Origin of the sequence: Azohydromonas lata, assembly GCF_034427735.1 — a bacterium.
Lineage (GTDB): Bacteria > Pseudomonadota > Gammaproteobacteria > Burkholderiales > Burkholderiaceae_C > Azohydromonas > Azohydromonas lata.
In genome coordinates, this window is sequence record NZ_JAXOJX010000006.1 from 58,263 (window position 1) to 74,001 (window position 15,739).

Annotated in this window: 11 protein-coding genes; 6 read left to right on the forward strand and 5 right to left on the reverse strand. The window is 67.4% G+C overall.

Going from position 1 to position 15,739, the window contains the following annotated elements; genetic code table 11:
* The first annotated feature begins 155 nt into the window (after positions 1-155).
* The 4 genes from SM757_RS06065 (at position 156) to SM757_RS06080 (ending at position 5,756) form a co-directional block, all read left to right on the forward strand.
* Entirely contained in the window at positions 156-2,558 is a 2,403-nt protein-coding gene (locus SM757_RS06065; RefSeq protein ID WP_322464778.1) for a bifunctional diguanylate cyclase/phosphodiesterase, read from the forward strand.
* A gap of 376 nt (positions 2,559-2,934) precedes the next feature.
* On the forward strand, positions 2,935-4,128 hold the full coding sequence (locus tag SM757_RS06070) for a cyclic nucleotide-binding domain-containing protein (protein WP_322464824.1): 1,194 nt from the start codon (positions 2,935-2,937) through the stop codon (positions 4,126-4,128).
* 69 nt (positions 4,129-4,197) lie between these two features.
* Complete coding sequence (locus SM757_RS06075) at positions 4,198-4,962, forward strand: flagellar motor protein (RefSeq protein ID WP_066342048.1); 765 nt, start codon at positions 4,198-4,200, stop codon at positions 4,960-4,962.
* A 17-nt stretch (positions 4,963-4,979) separates the two neighbouring features.
* Positions 4,980-5,756, forward strand: a complete 777-nt coding sequence (locus SM757_RS06080; protein WP_084267931.1) for an OmpA/MotB family protein — start codon at positions 4,980-4,982, stop codon at positions 5,754-5,756.
* A 35-nt stretch (positions 5,757-5,791) separates the two neighbouring features.
* On the opposite strand, the gene SM757_RS06085 is transcribed toward SM757_RS06080, so the two are convergent.
* Genes SM757_RS06085 through SM757_RS06105 form a run of 5 tightly spaced genes read right to left on the reverse strand, consistent with a single transcriptional unit; the run spans position 5,792 to position 11,844 of the window.
* Positions 5,792-6,028, reverse strand: a complete 237-nt coding sequence (locus SM757_RS06085; protein ID WP_322464779.1) for a formate dehydrogenase subunit delta — start codon at positions 6,026-6,028, stop codon at positions 5,792-5,794.
* 17 nt (positions 6,029-6,045) lie between these two features.
* The gene (gene fdhD, locus SM757_RS06090) at positions 6,046-6,879 is read right to left on the reverse strand and encodes a formate dehydrogenase accessory sulfurtransferase FdhD (protein ID WP_322464780.1); all 834 of its coding nucleotides are present in this window, start codon (positions 6,877-6,879) and stop codon (positions 6,046-6,048) included.
* A 1-nt stretch (position 6,880) separates the two neighbouring features.
* Positions 6,881-9,760 carry a formate dehydrogenase subunit alpha gene (gene fdhF, locus SM757_RS06095; RefSeq protein WP_322464781.1) on the reverse strand — a complete coding sequence of 960 codons (2,880 nt, stop codon included), beginning with the start codon at positions 9,758-9,760 and terminating at the stop codon, positions 6,881-6,883.
* 51 nt (positions 9,761-9,811) lie between these two features.
* A complete protein-coding gene (locus SM757_RS06100) occupies positions 9,812-11,362 on the reverse strand; it encodes a formate dehydrogenase beta subunit (protein WP_322464825.1) in 1,551 nt (516 codons plus the stop codon).
* A gap of 32 nt (positions 11,363-11,394) precedes the next feature.
* Positions 11,395-11,844 carry an NAD(P)H-dependent oxidoreductase subunit E gene (locus SM757_RS06105; RefSeq protein ID WP_084267930.1) on the reverse strand — a complete coding sequence of 150 codons (450 nt, stop codon included), beginning with the start codon at positions 11,842-11,844 and terminating at the stop codon, positions 11,395-11,397.
* 537 nt (positions 11,845-12,381) lie between these two features.
* On the opposite strand from SM757_RS06105, the gene oxlT reads away from it, so the two are divergent.
* Both oxlT and oxc read left to right on the forward strand, forming a co-directional pair.
* A complete protein-coding gene (oxlT, locus tag SM757_RS06110; protein ID WP_169806010.1) occupies positions 12,382-13,668 on the forward strand; it encodes an oxalate/formate MFS antiporter in 1,287 nt (428 codons plus the stop codon).
* Positions 13,669-13,925: 257 nt separating this feature from the next.
* Positions 13,926-15,722 carry an oxalyl-CoA decarboxylase gene (gene oxc / locus SM757_RS06115; RefSeq protein WP_084267929.1) on the forward strand — a complete coding sequence of 599 codons (1,797 nt, stop codon included), beginning with the start codon at positions 13,926-13,928 and terminating at the stop codon, positions 15,720-15,722.
* Positions 15,723-15,739: the final 17 nt, after the last annotated feature.

Sequence of the window (15,739 nt, forward strand, 5' to 3'; positions counted from 1 at the left end):
CCGCGTCTTGCGTGCCCGGGATGCCGGCCGGCAAGCCGCTGGGCGCTGCCGGCCGTTACAGCCGCAGCGCTTGAGTACACCGCGGCAGGTGACGAAAGCGCGCGCAAGGTGTAGATGCATGCATCGGCCCAATGGCCGCCCGCGGCGGGGAAGCGATGCAGAAGAACCGATCCGGCCTTGAGGAGCTCGAACGCCTGGAGCGCGCCTTGCGCACGCTCTCCGGCTGCAACCGTGCCCTGCTGCGTGCGCGCAGCGAGGATGCGCTGCTGCGCGAAATCTGCCGCGTGGTGGTGGAGGAGGCGGGCTACCGCATGGCGCGCATCGGCCGCGCCGAGCACGACGAGGACAAGACCGTCACGCTGCTGGCGCAGGCCGGCATTCCGCTGGACGAGGCCGACATGCACGCGCTGCGCTGGAACGACAGCGAGCGCGGCCACAGCGCCACGGGGCTGGCCATCAGCACCGGGCAGCCGCACCTCATCAACGACGCGCAGGGCGGCGACTTCCCGCCGTTCTGGCGCGACTTCTCGCGGCGCTGGGGGCTGGGCTCGGTGCTGTCGCTGCCGCTGCGCATAGAAGGCGAGATCTTCGGCGCGCTCACCATCGCGGCGCCGGAGCCTGACGCGTTCGACGGGCGCGAGCGCCGCATCCTGGACGAGGTGGCCGACGACCTGGCCTTCGGCCTGGAAATCCTGCGCCTGCGCCGGCGGCGCGAGCAGGCCGAAGCCGAGGTGCGCCATCTCAACCGCGCGCTGCGGGTGCGCGCGGCGGTCAACCACGCGCTGGCGCAGGCCGCCGACGAGGCGGCGCTGCTGCAGGAGGTCTGCCGCGTGGCGGTGCAGGAGTGCGGCTACCGGCTGGCCTGGGTGGGCTACCTGCAGCAGGACGAGGCGCTGACCCTGTGCCCAATGGCCCACGCCGGGCTGGAAGAGGGTTTTCTCTCGCTGCGGCGCAACTGGAACACCAGCCGCCTGGGGCGCACCCTGGCCGAGCGCATGGAGGCGGGCGAACCCATGGTGCTGCGCGACGTGGTGCACGACCCCGACTACCCCTTCCGGAAGGACGCACGCGAGCGCGGCTACGGCTCGGTGGTGGTGCTGCCGCTGCGCGTGGACGGCGTGCTCACGGGCTCCTTCCACATCCTGGCCGCGGAGACCGACGCCTTCGACGACAAGGAGGTGCAACTGCTCCTGGCCACCGCCGTGGACCTGGGCTTTGGGCTGGCGGCGCTGCGCCACCGCGTCAAGGCCGCGGCGGCGGAGGAAACCATCCGCCGCATGGCCTACTTCGACGCCGTGACGCGGCTGCCCAACCAGGCGCGGCTGCGCGAGCTGCTGGAAGACGCCATTGCCGCCGCGCGCGAGGAGCGCCGGCCGCTGGCCGTGGTGCGCGTGGGCCTCATGCACCTGCGCGAGGTCAACGAGGCCCTGGGCAGCACCGAGGTGGACCGCCTGATGCGCGCCGCGGCGCAGCGGCTGCAGGCCGTGGTGGGCGAGGGCGGGCTCTTGGGCCGGCTCACCGAGGCCGAGTTCGCCCTGCTGCTGCCGCGCGCCGGTGCCGAGGCCGCCTGCCGGGTGGCGCAGCAGTGCGTGGCGGCGCTGGACGAGCCGGTGGACATGTCGGCCTTCCTGCTGGACGCGCGCGCCAGTGCCGGCATCAGCCTGTACCCGGGCCACGGCGCGGACGCCGAGATGCTCATCCGGCGCAGCGGCATCGCGCTCATGCAGGCGCGCGGCGCGGGCTCGCCCGTGGCGGTGTTCAAGATGGGGCTGGACCGCGAGTCCGCACAGCGCATGGCGCTCATGAGCGAGCTGCGCGGCGCCATAGAGCGCGACGAGCTCATGCTTTATTGCCAGCCCAAGATGCACATGGCCTCCGGCGAGGTCTGCGGCGCCGAGGCGCTGGTGCGCTGGAACCACCCGCGCCTGGGCCAGGTGAACCCGGGCAGCTTCATCAAGCTGGCCGAGCAGACGGGGCTGATCACGCCGCTGACCTTCTGGATGCTGGACGCCACGCTGCGCCAAAGCCACGCCTGGCACGAGCAGGGGCGGTGCGCGCAGCCGCTGTCGGTCAACCTCTCCGCGCGCGACCTGCACGACCCGCGGTTGCTGGAACGCATCGAGCATGCGCTGGCCACCTGGGGGGCGGAGCCGGACTGGATCGAATTCGAGCTCACCGAGAGCGCGCTCATGCAGGACCCGACCGCCGCGCTGGAGACCTTGGCGCGGCTCAAGCGTCTGGATCTGCGCCTGGCCATCGACGACTACGGGACGGGCTACTCGTCGCTGTCCTACCTGCAGCGGCTGCCGGTGGACGCGATCAAGATCGACCAGTCCTTCGTGGCGGCCATGCAGCACGACGACGGCTCCACCGCCATCGTCCGCTCCACCATAGAGCTGGCCCACAGCCTGCACCTGCAGGTGGTGGCCGAAGGGGTGGAGGACGACGCGACGCTGGAGGAACTGGCCGCGCTGCACTGCGACATGGCGCAGGGCTACTGCATCAGCCGCCCGCTGCCGGCCGACGATTTCCTGGGCTGGTGCGCGGCGCGGGCGTGAGCCCGGTCAGGACCGGCATTGACTTGCCGCTCGGGAAACTGCGGCATATACACGATCCTTTAACACTCTACGTATGACATAAAGTAACCGCCGTGTATAGTCCAGACCCATCCTAGGGGTCGTGGAATCCGCTGGCGCTGGGAGTAGCGGCGCGATGCGGAAAGTGCTGGAGAGCCTTTTCAACGTTGCCCTGGGCAATGCAGGAACTCTCCTGCGGCTGTTTTCAGGTTGTTTTTCTCCGGAAGCTCAAGGTTTCCGGGCGACAAATTCATCAGGCCGTTTCCGGGTTGCCGGTCAACGCCCACCTGGCAGGTCGCCACTGCATTGATTGGGTTGGTTGATTTTGGAGGGTTGGGTGAAACCGGTCACGACGCACGTGAAAAAAGTATCTCCAGGAGAAGTCATACTCTCCGAGGGATATATGGGCCTGCCTGCGATTTTCGTCATCAAGGATGGCCAGGTCGAAATTTCCATCACGCGCGACGACATTCGTATCGTCCTGGGCACGCTGGGCAAGGGGCAGTTTTTCGGCGAGGACGTGCTGGTGTCGTCCGAGCCGCGGCGCTATACCGCGCGGGCCTTGAGCTATTGCGAGCTGCAGGTGGTGGAAGCGGCGGCGGTGAAGGTCGCCATGGAGGGCATCCCGAGCTTCCTGCGCCACATGCTGCGCTCGCTGATACAGGCGGCCATGAAGAAGGACGAGCAGCTCGCCGGCCACGAGAACATCCAGCGCCAGTCCGACATCCTGAGCTGTGCCCACATCCTTGCGCTCATGGGGGCGGCCGATGCGCCCGCGCGCGCCGCGCGCCGCGAGCGGGAGGGCGAGCCCAACCTGCCCGTGGCGGACGTGATCAGAAGGATTCGCGACGTCACCGGGCACTCCCGCCGCCATGTGGCCGCCACGCTCAAGCGCATGGCCATGCTCAACCTCATCTCGCTCAACAACGGCAGCGTGAGCCTGGACGCCAATGCCGACGGCGTCGTTTCCGCCGCGCAGACGCTCTCTTTCCATCCCACGGCCATCGTCACCCGTGCGCAGGAGCTGGCCAAGCACAATTTTGACGGCCGGCTCCAAGGGGAGCTGGAGCTCATAGGCCTGGACGACTTGGAAACCCTCACCGGCGTGGAACGCAATCAGCTTCTCAAGAAGCTGGCCGCCGCGGAAATTGCCGAAGACGTCTTCAATTTCAGCCGCACCGAGGTGCTGCGCTTCATCTCGGAAAAGGGCCGGGATTATTTCGCCAAGCGCCAGAACCGGGGTCAGCTCGAATCGGTGGACGATCTGCTGTACGTGGACAAGCGCATTTTGTTCGATGTGCTCAATGGTGTTGACGAATTTGACCTGGCCAAACTGTTCCAGCAGATCAGCGACAAGGAATTGCTGACCAAGCTGTACGGCTGCCTGTCCAAGTCCAAGCGCGAGGAAATCGAAAAGATCGTGGCACAGAGCGATGGCGGGGATCCCTACGAGGCCGAGCAGGTCGAGCAGACCGTGCTCGAAGCCGTGAAGGCGCTGCGCCGCCCGCCCGGTGCGTCGGCGCAGGCGGCGGAGCCGGCCTCGCCCTACTGACGCCGGCGGGTTTCAGTTCTCCACGGCGGCGCCGATAAAGAGCAGCAGACAACATAGGAAGTACCCGCCATGGATTTCTTGACCATCGTCGGCGCGCTGGTGGCGCTGGCCGCCATAGGGACGGGTTTTGCCCTGGAAGGCGGCAACCTGCTGGTGCTGCTGCAGACCGAGGCGCTGTTGATCGTGGTCGGCGGCACCTTGGGCGCGGTGATGATCCAGAACACCTGGATCCGGTTTTTTGACGGCGTCAAACAACTGCGCTGGGTATTTTCCTCGCCCAAGCCCGTGGACCGTGACAGCCTGGCGCAACTGCTGGAATGGGGCCGCAAGGCCAAGATGGAAGGCATGCTGGGCCTGGAAAACGTGGATACGGCCGGCATCAGCCAATTTGCCGCACGGGGGCTGCAATTGCTGGCCAACGGCGTGCCCACGCCGGTGATCGACGATGCGCTGCGCCGTGAGCTGGAAGCGTATGAGCGCAACCAGACGGCGGCTGCGAAAATCTGGCATCAGGCCGGCGGATATTCGCCCACCTTCGGCATCGTGGGCGCCGTGCTGGGCCTGATTCAAATGACCAGCCACATCACCGAGCCCGTCGAATTGGGCAAGGGTATTGCAGTGGCTTTCGTGGCCACGCTGTATGGCGTGGGCCTGGCCAATCTGGCCTACCTGCCGGTGTACGGAAAAATCAAGGCCCAGATCGATAACGAGCTGCGTTACCGGAAGCTGTATCTGGATGGAATCTTGGCCATTTCCCGCAAGGAATCGCCCAAGACGATAGAAACCCGCCTGGTGGGTGACGTGCGGCAGCGCGCCGACGAAGTGCTGGCCTGATTCTGGAGATTCCCGCCATGGCCACGCAGGACGCCGGCACACCCGCGCCGACCCCCCCGACCGTGAGTCCCGCCAAGGCGGCGGCCACGGTGTCCCAACTGCTGCAAACCCAGCCGGAGGCGCCATTCACGGCTATTGGCGACCGCGGCTGGCGACCCAAGGAACAGCACGACGAGGAGGAATCCGGCTCCGAGCGCTGGCTGGTTTCCTATGCCGATTTCATTACCTTGCTGATGGTGATGTTCATGATGCTGTACGCCCTGCAGCTCGTGAAAAACAAGGACGTCGTGATGAGCGACCTGGTGCGGCAAGACAAAACCCAGGCCACCCAGAATGTCGCCGCTCAAAACACGCAGGATGAAAAGGCCGCGGCGCTGATGGAAAATTTGACGGCGCTGGGTGACAACAGCGACGTGAAACTCTCACGCACTGCCGCCGGCGTGGAAATATCGCTGAATGCCCGGCTGCTGTTTGCCTCGGGCGATGCGCGGCTCTTGCCCGCCGCGCTGCCGGTACTCAAGAGCGTCACGAAAGCGCTGAAGGACGTGCCGCGCAACAATATCCTGGTGCAAGGCCATACCGACAGCCAGCCGATATCCAACGGCCGCTTCGAATCCAACTGGGAGTTGTCCTCGGCGCGTGCCGGTGTGGTGGTGCGCTATTTGGTGGAGCATGGCATCGAGCCTTATCGGCTGGCCTCCATGGGGCGGGCTGACAACGTGCCGGCGGCGCTGGGCGATACGCCGGAAGCGTATGCGGCGAACCGGCGCGTGACGATATTGGTGCAGTACTGAAATTGCTGTAATTGGTGCACGCCGTGTCCGGCGTGTCAGCCCAATTCGGCTCGATATTGTCTCAGCGTCACCAGCACTATTTCCTGAAGGCCTTCCCCCTGGTGGTTTTCCAGGTGCCGCAGGAGGCCGCTGCGCATCCTCGGCTCCCAATAGCGCTGTAGATGCATCGCAAGATCGCGACATGCTTCCTCTTGGTCCGGCATGGCATTGAAAAAATCGCCAATGCTGTTGGCCATGCGCACCAGGTTGTCCGTGCTGCGGTGTCCGTTCATTTCAATGGCTCCTAATTTCAGGCCGCCAGCGGCGTGATGTTCAAACGGCTCGCCGCGCTGTAGGCCATCCAGTCGCGCCCGCGCGCAAAGCCGATCAGGCACAGGCCCGCCTCCTGCGCCGTGTCCACCGCCAGCGCCGTGGGCGCGGAAATGGCCGCCAGGGTGCCCACGCCGGCGCGCACGGTTTTCTGGACCATTTCGTAGCTGGCGCGGCTGGTGACGGCGAAGAAGCCGGCGGACGCGTCCACCCGGCCGCGGGCCAGGGCGCCTATGAGCTTGTCCAGTGCGTTGTGGCGGCCCACGTCCTCGCGCAGTCGCCACAGCTCGCCGCTGGGCCCGCACCATGCAGCGGCATGCGTGGCGCCCGTGGCGCCCTGCAGCACCTGGTGCGCACGCATGGCGGCCAGGGCGCAGGCGACCGATGAGGCCTCCAGCGCCATGGGCGCCACGCGCCGGTCGCAGCGCGGCAGGGCGTGCGCCAGGCTCTCCGTGCCGCACAGCCCGCAGCCGGTGCGCCCGGCCAGGGTGCGGCGGCGCTCCTTCAGCCGGGTGAGGCAGCGGCTGGCGATCTCCACGTGCACCACCACGCCGCGGTCCACCGCCTCGATCTCCAGGTCGTGGATGTCGTTGGCATGGTCCACCAGGCCTTCGCTGAGCGAGAAGCCGTAGGCGAAGTCTTCCAGGTCCAGCGGCGTGGCCAGCATCACGGCGTGCGAGATGCCGTTGAACTGCAGCGCCACGGGTACCTCGTCGGCCACGTCGTCGCCCACCACGCTGGCCACGCCGCCCTGGCAGCGCAGGGCCTGCAGGCGGCGGGCGCCGGGATGCGTCATGAAGTCGGCGGCGCCCATGTCATTTCTCCATCACCAGGGCGGCTTCGGCGGCGGCAGCTTCGCCGCGGCGCTCCAGCGCGTCCAGTTGCTGCCGGTTGAACGCCTCGTAGCCGCGCTGCCATTCGGAGGGCTGCGCCACCTTGCTCACCTGCACCGCGGTCACCTTGTACTCGGGGCAGTTGGTGGCCCAATCGGAGCTGTCGGTGGTGATGACGTTGGCGCCGGACTCGGGGAAGTGGAACGTGGTGTAGACCACGCCGGGCTGCATGCGCTCGCTCAGCACCGCGCGCAGCACCGTCTCGCCCGCGCGGCTGGTGATGCCGACCCAGTCGCCCTCGCGCAGGCCGCGCTCCTCGGCGTCGTGGGGATGGATCTCCAGCCTGTCCTCGTCGTGCCAGCGGTTGTTGTCGGTGCGCCGGGTCTGCGCGCCGACGTTGTACTGGCTGAGGATGCGCCCCGTGGTGAGCACCAGCGGGAAGCGGCGCGTGACCTTCTCGGCCGTGGCCACGTACTGCGTGATCACGAAGCGCCCCTTGCCGCGCACGAAGCCGTCGACGTGCATGGTGGGCGTGCCGGCCTCGGCCGTGTCCTCGTTGCAGGGCCACTGCACGCTGCCCAATTTGTCCAGCTTGGCGTAGCTCACGCCGCGGAAGCTGGGCGTGAGGCGCGCGATCTCGTCCATCACTTGCGAGGGGTGCGCGTAGGGCATGGGGTAGCCCAGCGCCTCGGCCAGCTTCACGGTGACTTCCCAGTCGGCCAGGCCGCCCAGCGGCTTCATGACCTTGCGCACGCGCGAGATGCGGCGCTCGGCATTGGTGAAGGTGCCGTCCTTTTCCAGGAAGCTGGAGCCGGGCAGGAAGACGTGGGCGTATTTGGCCGTCTCGTTGAGGAAGATGTCCTGCACCACCAGGCACTCCAGGCGCGAGAGGGCCTCCGTCACGTGCTGGGTGTTGGGGTCGGACTGCACGATGTCCTCGCCCTGCACGTACAGGCCCTTGAACGAGCCTTCCAGCGCCGCATCGAACATGTTGGGGATGCGCAGCCCCGGTTCGGCCGAGAGCGCCACGCCCCAGGCGGCCTCGAACTCGGCGCGCACGGTGCTGTCGGACACGTGGCGGTAGCCCGGCAGCTCGTGCGGGAAGCTGCCCATGTCGCAAGAGCCCTGCACGTTGTTCTGGCCGCGCAGCGGGTTCACGCCCACGCCCTCGCGGCCCACGTTGCCCGTGGCCATGGCGAGGTTGGCGATGCCCATGACCATGGTCGAGCCCTGCGCGTGCTCGGTCACGCCCAAGCCGTAATAGATGGCGGCGTTGCCGCCCGTGGCGTACAGCCGCGCGGCACCGCGCACCTCCCGCGCCGGCACGCCCGTGACGGCTTCGGTCGCCTCCGGCGAGTTGTCGGCCCGCGCCACGAACTCGCGCCACTGCCGGAAGCTGCGGTCCTCGCAGCGCTCGGCGATGAAGAGCTCGTCGAGCAGCCCCTCGGTAACGATCACGTGCGCCAGCGCCGTCACCAGCGCCACGTTGGTGCCCGGGCGCAGTTGCAAGTGGAAGTCGGCTGCCACGTGCGGCGAGGCCACGAGGTCTGTGCGCCGCGGGTCCACCACGATCAGCTTCGCGCCCTCGCGCAGGCGCTTCTTCATGCGTGAGGCGAACACCGGGTGCGCATCGGTCGGGTTGGCGCCTATGACCATGATCACGTCGGACTGCTCGACGGACTTGAAGGTCTGCGTGCCGGCCGAGGTGCCGAAGGTCTGGCCCAGCCCGTAGCCGGTGGGCGAGTGGCACACGCGGGCACAGGTGTCCACGTTGTTGTTGCCGAAGGCCGCGCGTATGAGCTTTTGCACGAGGTAGGCCTCCTCGTTGGTGCAGCGGCTGGAGGTGATGCCGCCCACGGCGTCGTGGCCGTGCCGGGCCTGGATGCGCTTGAACTCGGACGCGGCGTGCGCGATGGCCTCGTCCCAGCTCACCTCGCGCCACGGGTCGGTGATGCGCTCGCGGACCATGGGCTTGGTGATGCGGTCCTTGTGCGTGGCATAGCCCCAGGCGAAGCGGCCCTTGACGCAGGAGTGGCCGTCGTTGGCCTGGCCGTCCTTCCACGGCGTCATGCGCACCACCTGCTCGCCCTTGACCTCGGTCTTGAAGCCGCAGCCCACGCCGCAATAGGCGCAGGTGGTGACGACGCTCTTGGTCGGCATGCCCAGCGCGACCACGCTCTTGTCCTGCAGCGTGCCCGTCGGACAGGCCTGCACGCAGGCGCCGCAGCTCACGCACTCGCTGTCCATGAAGGCCTGGTCCTGCCCCGGCGAGACGCGGCTGTCGAAGCCGCGGCCGGAGATGGTGAGGGCGAACGTGCCCTGCGTCTCCTCGCAGGCGCGCACGCAGCGGTTGCAGACGATGCACTTGCTGGCGTCGTAGGTGAAATAGGGGTTGGACTCGTCCTTGGCCGCGCCCAAGTGGTTCTTGCCCTCCATCCCGTAGCGCACGTTGCGCAGGCCCACCGTGCCCGCCATGTCCTGCAGCTCGCAGTCGCCGTTGGCGGCGCAGGTGAGGCAGTCCAGCGGGTGGTCGGAGATGTAGAGCTCCATCACGTCGTGGCGCAGCTTCTGAAGCTTGTCGCTTTGCGTGCGCACCTTCATGCCGGCTTCGGCCGGCGTGGTGCACGAGGCCGGGAAGCCGCGCCGGCCCTCGATCTCCACCAGGCACAGCCGGCAGGAGCCGAAGGGCTCCAGGCTGTCGGTGGCGCACAGCTTGGGCACGGACACGCCGGCTTCGATGGCCGCGCGCATCAGCGAGGTGCCCGCGGGCACGGTGACGGCCTGGCCGTCGATTTCCAGCGTCACCTGCTGGTCCGAGGCGCGCTTGGGCGTGCCGTAGTCCACGTCGTCATGAGGCAGCATGTCGGGGCTCCCAGAATTCCTGGATCAGGGTTGAGGCTTGTTCTGTCGGGCTCAGGCCGCTTGCTCGTCGTCGCCGAGCAGGCCGAAGTCGCGCGGGTAGTGGTCGAGCGCGGAGAGCACGGGGTAGGGCGTCATGCCGCCCATGGCGCACAGGCTGCCGGCCAGCATGGTGTCGCACAGGTCGCGCAGCAGCCGCACCTGCTGAGGCCGGTTGTGGTTGCGGACGATGCGGTCTATCACTTCCACGCCGCGCGTGGAGCCGATGCGGCAGGGCGTGCACTTGCCGCAGCTCTCGGCGGCACAGAACTCCATGGCAAAGCGCGCCATCTGCGCCATGTCCACCGAGTCGTCGTGCACCACCACGCCGCCATGGCCCAGCACCAGGCCCTGGGCCGAGTAAGCGTCGTAGTCCAGCGGGAGGTCCCAATGGGACTGCGGCACGTAGGCGCCTAGCGGGCCGCCCACCTGTATGGCCTTCACGGGCCGGCCGCTGGCCGTGCCGCCGCCGATGTCGAACACCAGCTCGCGCAGGCTCAGGCCAAAGGGCAGTTCGAACAGGCCGCCGCGCTTGACGTTGCCCGCGAGCTGGAAGGGCAAGGTGCCGCGCGAGCGGCCGGCGCCGAAGTCGCGGTAGAAGGCGGCGCCGTGCTCCAGGATGGTGGGCACGGCCGCGAAGGTCAGCACGTTGTTGATGACGGTGGGCTGGCCGAAGAGGCCGCTCAGGGCCGGCAGCGGCGGCTTTGCGCGGACGATGCCGCGCTTGCCCTCCAGGCTCTCCAGCATGGCCGTCTCCTCGCCGCAGACGTAGGAGCCGCCGCCCACGCGCACCGCGATGTCAAACGTGATGCCGGAACCCAGCATGGACTTGCCCAGCACGCCAGCCTCGCGCGCGGCCTGCACGGCGGCCGTGAAGGTGCGCACCGCATGCGGGTACTCGGAGCGGATGTAGATGAAGCCCAGCGAGGCGCCCACGGCCAGCGCGGCGATGGCCATGCCTTCGATGAGCAGGTAGGGGTCGCCTTCCATGAGCATGCGGTCGGCGAAGGTGCCGGAGTCACCTTCATCCGCATTGCAGACCACGTACTTGGTGTCGGAGGCCGCCTGGGCCACGGTGCGCCACTTGATGCCGGCGGGGAAGGCCGCGCCGCCGCGCCCGCGCAAGCCGGAGTCCAGCACCTGCTGCACGATGTCCGTGCCCGGCATGGCCAGTGCCGCCTTGAGGCCCTGCCAGGGCACGGGCGCCAGCGGGTCGTTGAGCCCGCAGCGGGCGAAGGTCAGGCGCTGCTGGCGCTTGAAGGCGGGCAGCTCTTCCACGGGGCCCAGGCGCAGCGGGTGCTCGCCGCCTTGCAGCAGCCCGGCTTCGAAGAGGGAGCGCACGTCCTGCGGCTGCACGGGGCCGTAGGCGATGCGGCCGGCGGGCGTTTGCACTTCCACCAGCGTTTCCAGCCACAGCAGCCCGCGCGAGCCGTTGCGCAGGATGCGCACGGGCACCCCCGCGGCGCCGGCCTGCGCGGCGATGGAACAGGCCACGAGGTCCGCGTCGGCGGCCAGGGCGGCGGCGTCGCGGGAGACGTAGATGGTGGTGGCGGCGTTGGCGTTCATGGCGGCTTGGCCAGCGTCGGCGTTCACGGGGCTCATCGCGCGCCTCCCACGTCGTCCAGCAGTTCATCGAGCTTGGCCGAGCTCATGCGGCCATAGGGCTGGCCTTCCAGCATGACGGCCGGCGCCATGGCGCACAGGCCCAGGCAGTACACGGGCTCGACTTCACAGTGCGCGCCGCAGTGCTGCGCGTGGGAGAGGAGCTGCTCGCCGCCGACGCTGCGGCAGGCCTCGGCGCGGCAGACCTGCAGGACCGGGCCCTTGGGCGGCTCGGATCGAAAGTGGTGGTAGTAGGTGAGCACGCCATGCACCTCGGCGCGCGAGAGGTTCAGCGCCTGCGCGATCTGCGCCACGGCCTGTTGCGGCACGTGGCCCAGCGCCTCCTGCACGCCGTGCAGCACCGGCATCAGCGGGCCGTGCAGGCCGGCGCGTTCCGCGAGAACCCTGCCGACGGCTTGCCGGTCGTAGGAATCGGTCTGGTTCATTCGATGTCCCCTGGTGGCCTGTGGTTGGGCGGACTATCCAAGGGGCCTGCGAATTCGGCCGTTGACTGCGATCAATTTTCGGAAATCAAGGGAAAGCACTGACATGGACTGATATTCCCGGGTCGAGATCTGTTTACTGCGCTGCAGCAAATACCCGGGTGACGAGCGCGCGGGCCATTGCAGGCACTGCATGAAAAGCGCAAGCCGGCGCAGACAAGCGCGTCTGACAGAAGATGCATAGTCAACTACAAAACGAAAAACACCTTCTGAACTGCGAACATCGTCGCAAGTGATTTGAAGGTGTACCTCTGAAGGCGGGTTCCCCGTGGGTTCTCCCGGGTGTTGTGCAACGTGACTTAGGGACCTAGGGAAACCGCCTATCCGAGTTTTTGGGTTATTGACCGCAGTCAAGAGTTTTTTGGGGGTGCAAATCCGACATTGGCTCCCGCCACCAACGGCTCCAACACCGAGGAGTGCAACCCAATGAACCCGCAGTTTCCGGCTTCCCAAGCCACGCCAGACATCGCTCGCGGCCCAATGTTCCGATGGGGACAGCTGCTCATAGGCATCGTCTGCATGGCGATGATCGCCAACCTTCAATACGGATGGACGCTATTCGTCAACCCCATTGCCGACAAGTACGGCTGGTCCCGGGCGGCCATTCAAATCGCCTTCACCATCTTCGTGCTCACGGAAACCTGGCTGGTGCCCGTTGAAGGCTACCTGGTGGACAAGTTTGGCCCGCGCCCCGTGGTGCTGGGTGGTGGCGCACTCTGTGGCATCGGCTGGGTGATGAACTCCTACGCCGACAGCCTGACCCTGCTGTATTTCGCCGCGGCCGTCAGCGGCGTCGGTGCCGGCGCGGTGTACGGCACTTGCGTGGGCAACGCGCTCAAGTGGTTCCCTGACCGCCGAGGCCTGGCCGCAGGCATGACGGCCGCGGGCTTTGGCGCGGGCTCGGCGCTGACCATCCTGCCCATCACGGCGATGATCAAGTCGCAGGGCTACGAAGCGGCCTTCTTCTACTTCGGCATCGGCCAAGGCATTGCCACCATGCTGCTGGCGCTGTGCCTGCTGGACCCGAACAAGGTCATGAAGACGGTCAAGACCATGGCCACCAACCTGCAGCAGTCGCGCCGCGACTACGCGCCCACGGAAGTGGTGCGCAAGCCGGTGTTCTGGGTGATGTACCTGATGTTCGTGATGGTGGCGGCCGGCGGCTTGATGGCCACGGCGCAGCTCGCGCCCATCGCCAAGGACTTCAAGATCGCCGACGTGCCCGTGAGCATCATGGGCCTGGCCCTGCCCGCGTTGACCTTCGCCATGGCCATCGATCGCGTGCTCAACGGCCTGACGCGCCCCTTCTTCGGCTGGGTGTCGGACAAGATCGGCCGTGAGCAGACTATGTTCTTCGCGTTCACCATCGAAACCATCAGCATCCTGGGCCTGTACCACATGGGCCACAACCCGCTGGCCTTCGTGCTCTTCACGGGCCTCGTGTTCTTCGCCTGGGGCGAGATCTACAGCCTGTTCCCCTCCACCTGTGCCGACACCTTCGGCTCCAAGTTTGCCGCCTCCAACGCCGGCATGCTCTACACCGCCAAGGGCACGGCCTCGCTGCTGGTGCCGCTGTCCAGCGTGCTGGTGACGTCCAGCGGCAGCTGGGAAACGGTATTCACCGTGGCGGCCGTGATGAACGCAGTGGCCGCGCTGATGGCCTGGTTCGTCTTGCGCCCCATGCGCCGCAAGTTCATCGACCAGGCCCGCGCGGCAGCGGAAGTGCAGCAGACGAAGGATGGCAAGTCCTTCGCGGGAGCCGCCTGACCACGGCCCCTGCTCACCCGTGCGCAGCCTACTCTGAACCACTCGCCGGCTGCGCACGGGCCCGCTCCCCAATGTCCTCCTTCCAGGGCACCAATGCACCATTGGGTGCGCGAACAACGAAGTGGTCAATTTCCGAAAATTGACCGCAGTCAATGGAACAAATCGCAGCGCCGGGTGAAAGTTTCTCCAAGCCCGGTACTGATCTCAGCCACCACGGCGACCCCAACAGCCACCTTTTGAAGCACGAGGAATAAGACATGTCCAGCGTCATCGAGAAGTCCCCGGCCACCCGCGTGGCACCCGTGGCCACCCTGGCGGAGACCGGCGTGCAGGCCGCGGCGCCGGTGGTGGAGCAGCAGCAGGAGCAGCTCACCGACGGCTTCCACCTGGTCATAGACGCGCTCAAGCTCAACGACATCGACACCATTTTCGGCCTGCCCGGCATTCCCATCACCGACCTCACGCGGCTGGCCCAAGCCGAGGGCATGCGCGTGATCTCCTTCCGCCACGAGCAGAACGCGGGCCACGCGGCCGCCGCCGCGGGCTTCCTCACGCAAAAGCCCGGCATTTGCCTCACGGTGTCGGCCCCCGGCTTCCTCAACGGACTCACCGCGCTGGCCAACGCCACGGTGAACTGCTTCCCCATGATCCTGATCAGCGGCTCCAGCGAGCGCGAGATCGTGGACCTGGCCCAAGGCGACTACGAGGAGATGGACCAGCTCAACGCGGCCAAGCCCTTCTGCAAGGCCGCTTTCCGCGTCTTGCACGCCCAGGACATTGGTATCGGCATTGCCCGCGCCATCCGCGCGGCGTGCTCCGGCCGCCCCGGCGGTGTTTACCTGGACCTGCCCGCCAAGCTGTTCTCGCAGACCATGGAGGCCGAGGCCGGCCGCCGCTCGCTGGTCAAGGTGCAGGACCCGGCACCGCGCCAGTTGCCCGCGCCGGACACGGTGGCGCGCGCGCTGGAACTGCTCAAGGGCGCCAAGCGACCGCTGATCCTGCTGGGCAAGGGTGCGGCTTATGCGCAGGCGGACACGGAAATCCGCGAGCTGGTGGAGCGCAGCGGCATCCCTTATCTGCCCATGTCCATGGCCAAGGGCCTGCTGCCTGACACGCACGTGCAGTCGGCGGCTGCCGCCCGCTCTTACGTGCTGGCCGAGGCCGACGTGGTGGTGCTGGTGGGTGCGCGGCTGAACTGGCTGCTGTCGCACGGCAAGGGCAAGACCTGGGGTGCCGAGCCCAAGAAGTTCATACAGATCGACATCTCTCCCACCGAGATCGACAGCAACGTGCCCATCAGCGCGCCGCTGGTGGGCGACATCGGTTCGTGCGTGTCGGCGCTGCTGGCGGGCATGGGCAGCGGCTGGCAGAAGCCGCCGGCCGAGTGGACCGGCGCCATCGCGCAGCGCAAGGACAAGAACCTGTCCAAGATGGCGCAGACGCTGGAGTCCAAGGCCTTTCCCATGAACTTCCACGGCGCGCTGGGCGCGATCCGCAAGGTGGTGCAGGAGCGGCCGGATGCGATCGTGGTCAACGAGGGCGCCAACACGCTGGACTTCGCCCGCTCCATCGTGGACATGTACGAGCCGCGCAAGCGCCTGGACGTGGGCACCTGGGGCGTGATGGGCATCGGCATGGGCTTCGCCGTCGCCGCGGCCGTGACCACCGGCAAGCCCGTCATCGCCATCGAGGGCGACAGCGCCTTCGGCTTCAGCGGTATGGAGGTGGAGACCATCTGCCGCTATCAACTGCCGGTGTGCATCGTGATCTTCAACAACAACGGCGTCTACAAGGGCACGGACGTCAACCAGACCGGTGGTGCGGACCCGGCGCCCACCGTGTTCGTCAAGGACGCCCGCTACGACTTGATGATGACGGCCTTCGGCGGCCACGGCGTCACCGCCACCACGCCGGACGAGCTGGGCCGCGCCATGCGCGAAGCCATCGCTTCCGGCCGGCCCACGCTGATCAACGCCGTCATCGACGAGACGGCCGGCACCGAGAGCGGCCGCATCACCAACCTCAACCCCACGCGTGCGGCCACCAAGAAGTAAGCCGCAGGCGAGCTCAC

Coding starts and splice junctions, on each gene's coding strand:
- SM757_RS06065 (WP_322464778.1), top strand. CDS start 156: ATGCAGAAGAACCGATCCGGCCTTGAGGAGCTCGAACGCCTGGAGCGC.
- SM757_RS06075 (WP_066342048.1), top strand. CDS start 4,198: ATGGATTTCTTGACCATCGTCGGCGCGCTGGTGGCGCTGGCCGCCATA.
- SM757_RS06080 (WP_084267931.1), top strand. CDS start 4,980: ATGGCCACGCAGGACGCCGGCACACCCGCGCCGACCCCCCCGACCGTG.
- SM757_RS06085 (WP_322464779.1), bottom strand. CDS start 6,028: ATGAACGGACACCGCAGCACGGACAACCTGGTGCGCATGGCCAACAGC.
- fdhD (WP_322464780.1), bottom strand. CDS start 6,879: ATGGGCGCCGCCGACTTCATGACGCATCCCGGCGCCCGCCGCCTGCAG.
- fdhF (WP_322464781.1), bottom strand. CDS start 9,760: ATGCTGCCTCATGACGACGTGGACTACGGCACGCCCAAGCGCGCCTCG.
- SM757_RS06100 (WP_322464825.1), bottom strand. CDS start 11,362: ATGAACGCCAACGCCGCCACCACCATCTACGTCTCCCGCGACGCCGCC.
- SM757_RS06105 (WP_084267930.1), bottom strand. CDS start 11,844: ATGAACCAGACCGATTCCTACGACCGGCAAGCCGTCGGCAGGGTTCTC.
- oxlT (WP_169806010.1), top strand. CDS start 12,382: ATGTTCCGATGGGGACAGCTGCTCATAGGCATCGTCTGCATGGCGATG.
- oxc (WP_084267929.1), top strand. CDS start 13,926: ATGTCCAGCGTCATCGAGAAGTCCCCGGCCACCCGCGTGGCACCCGTG.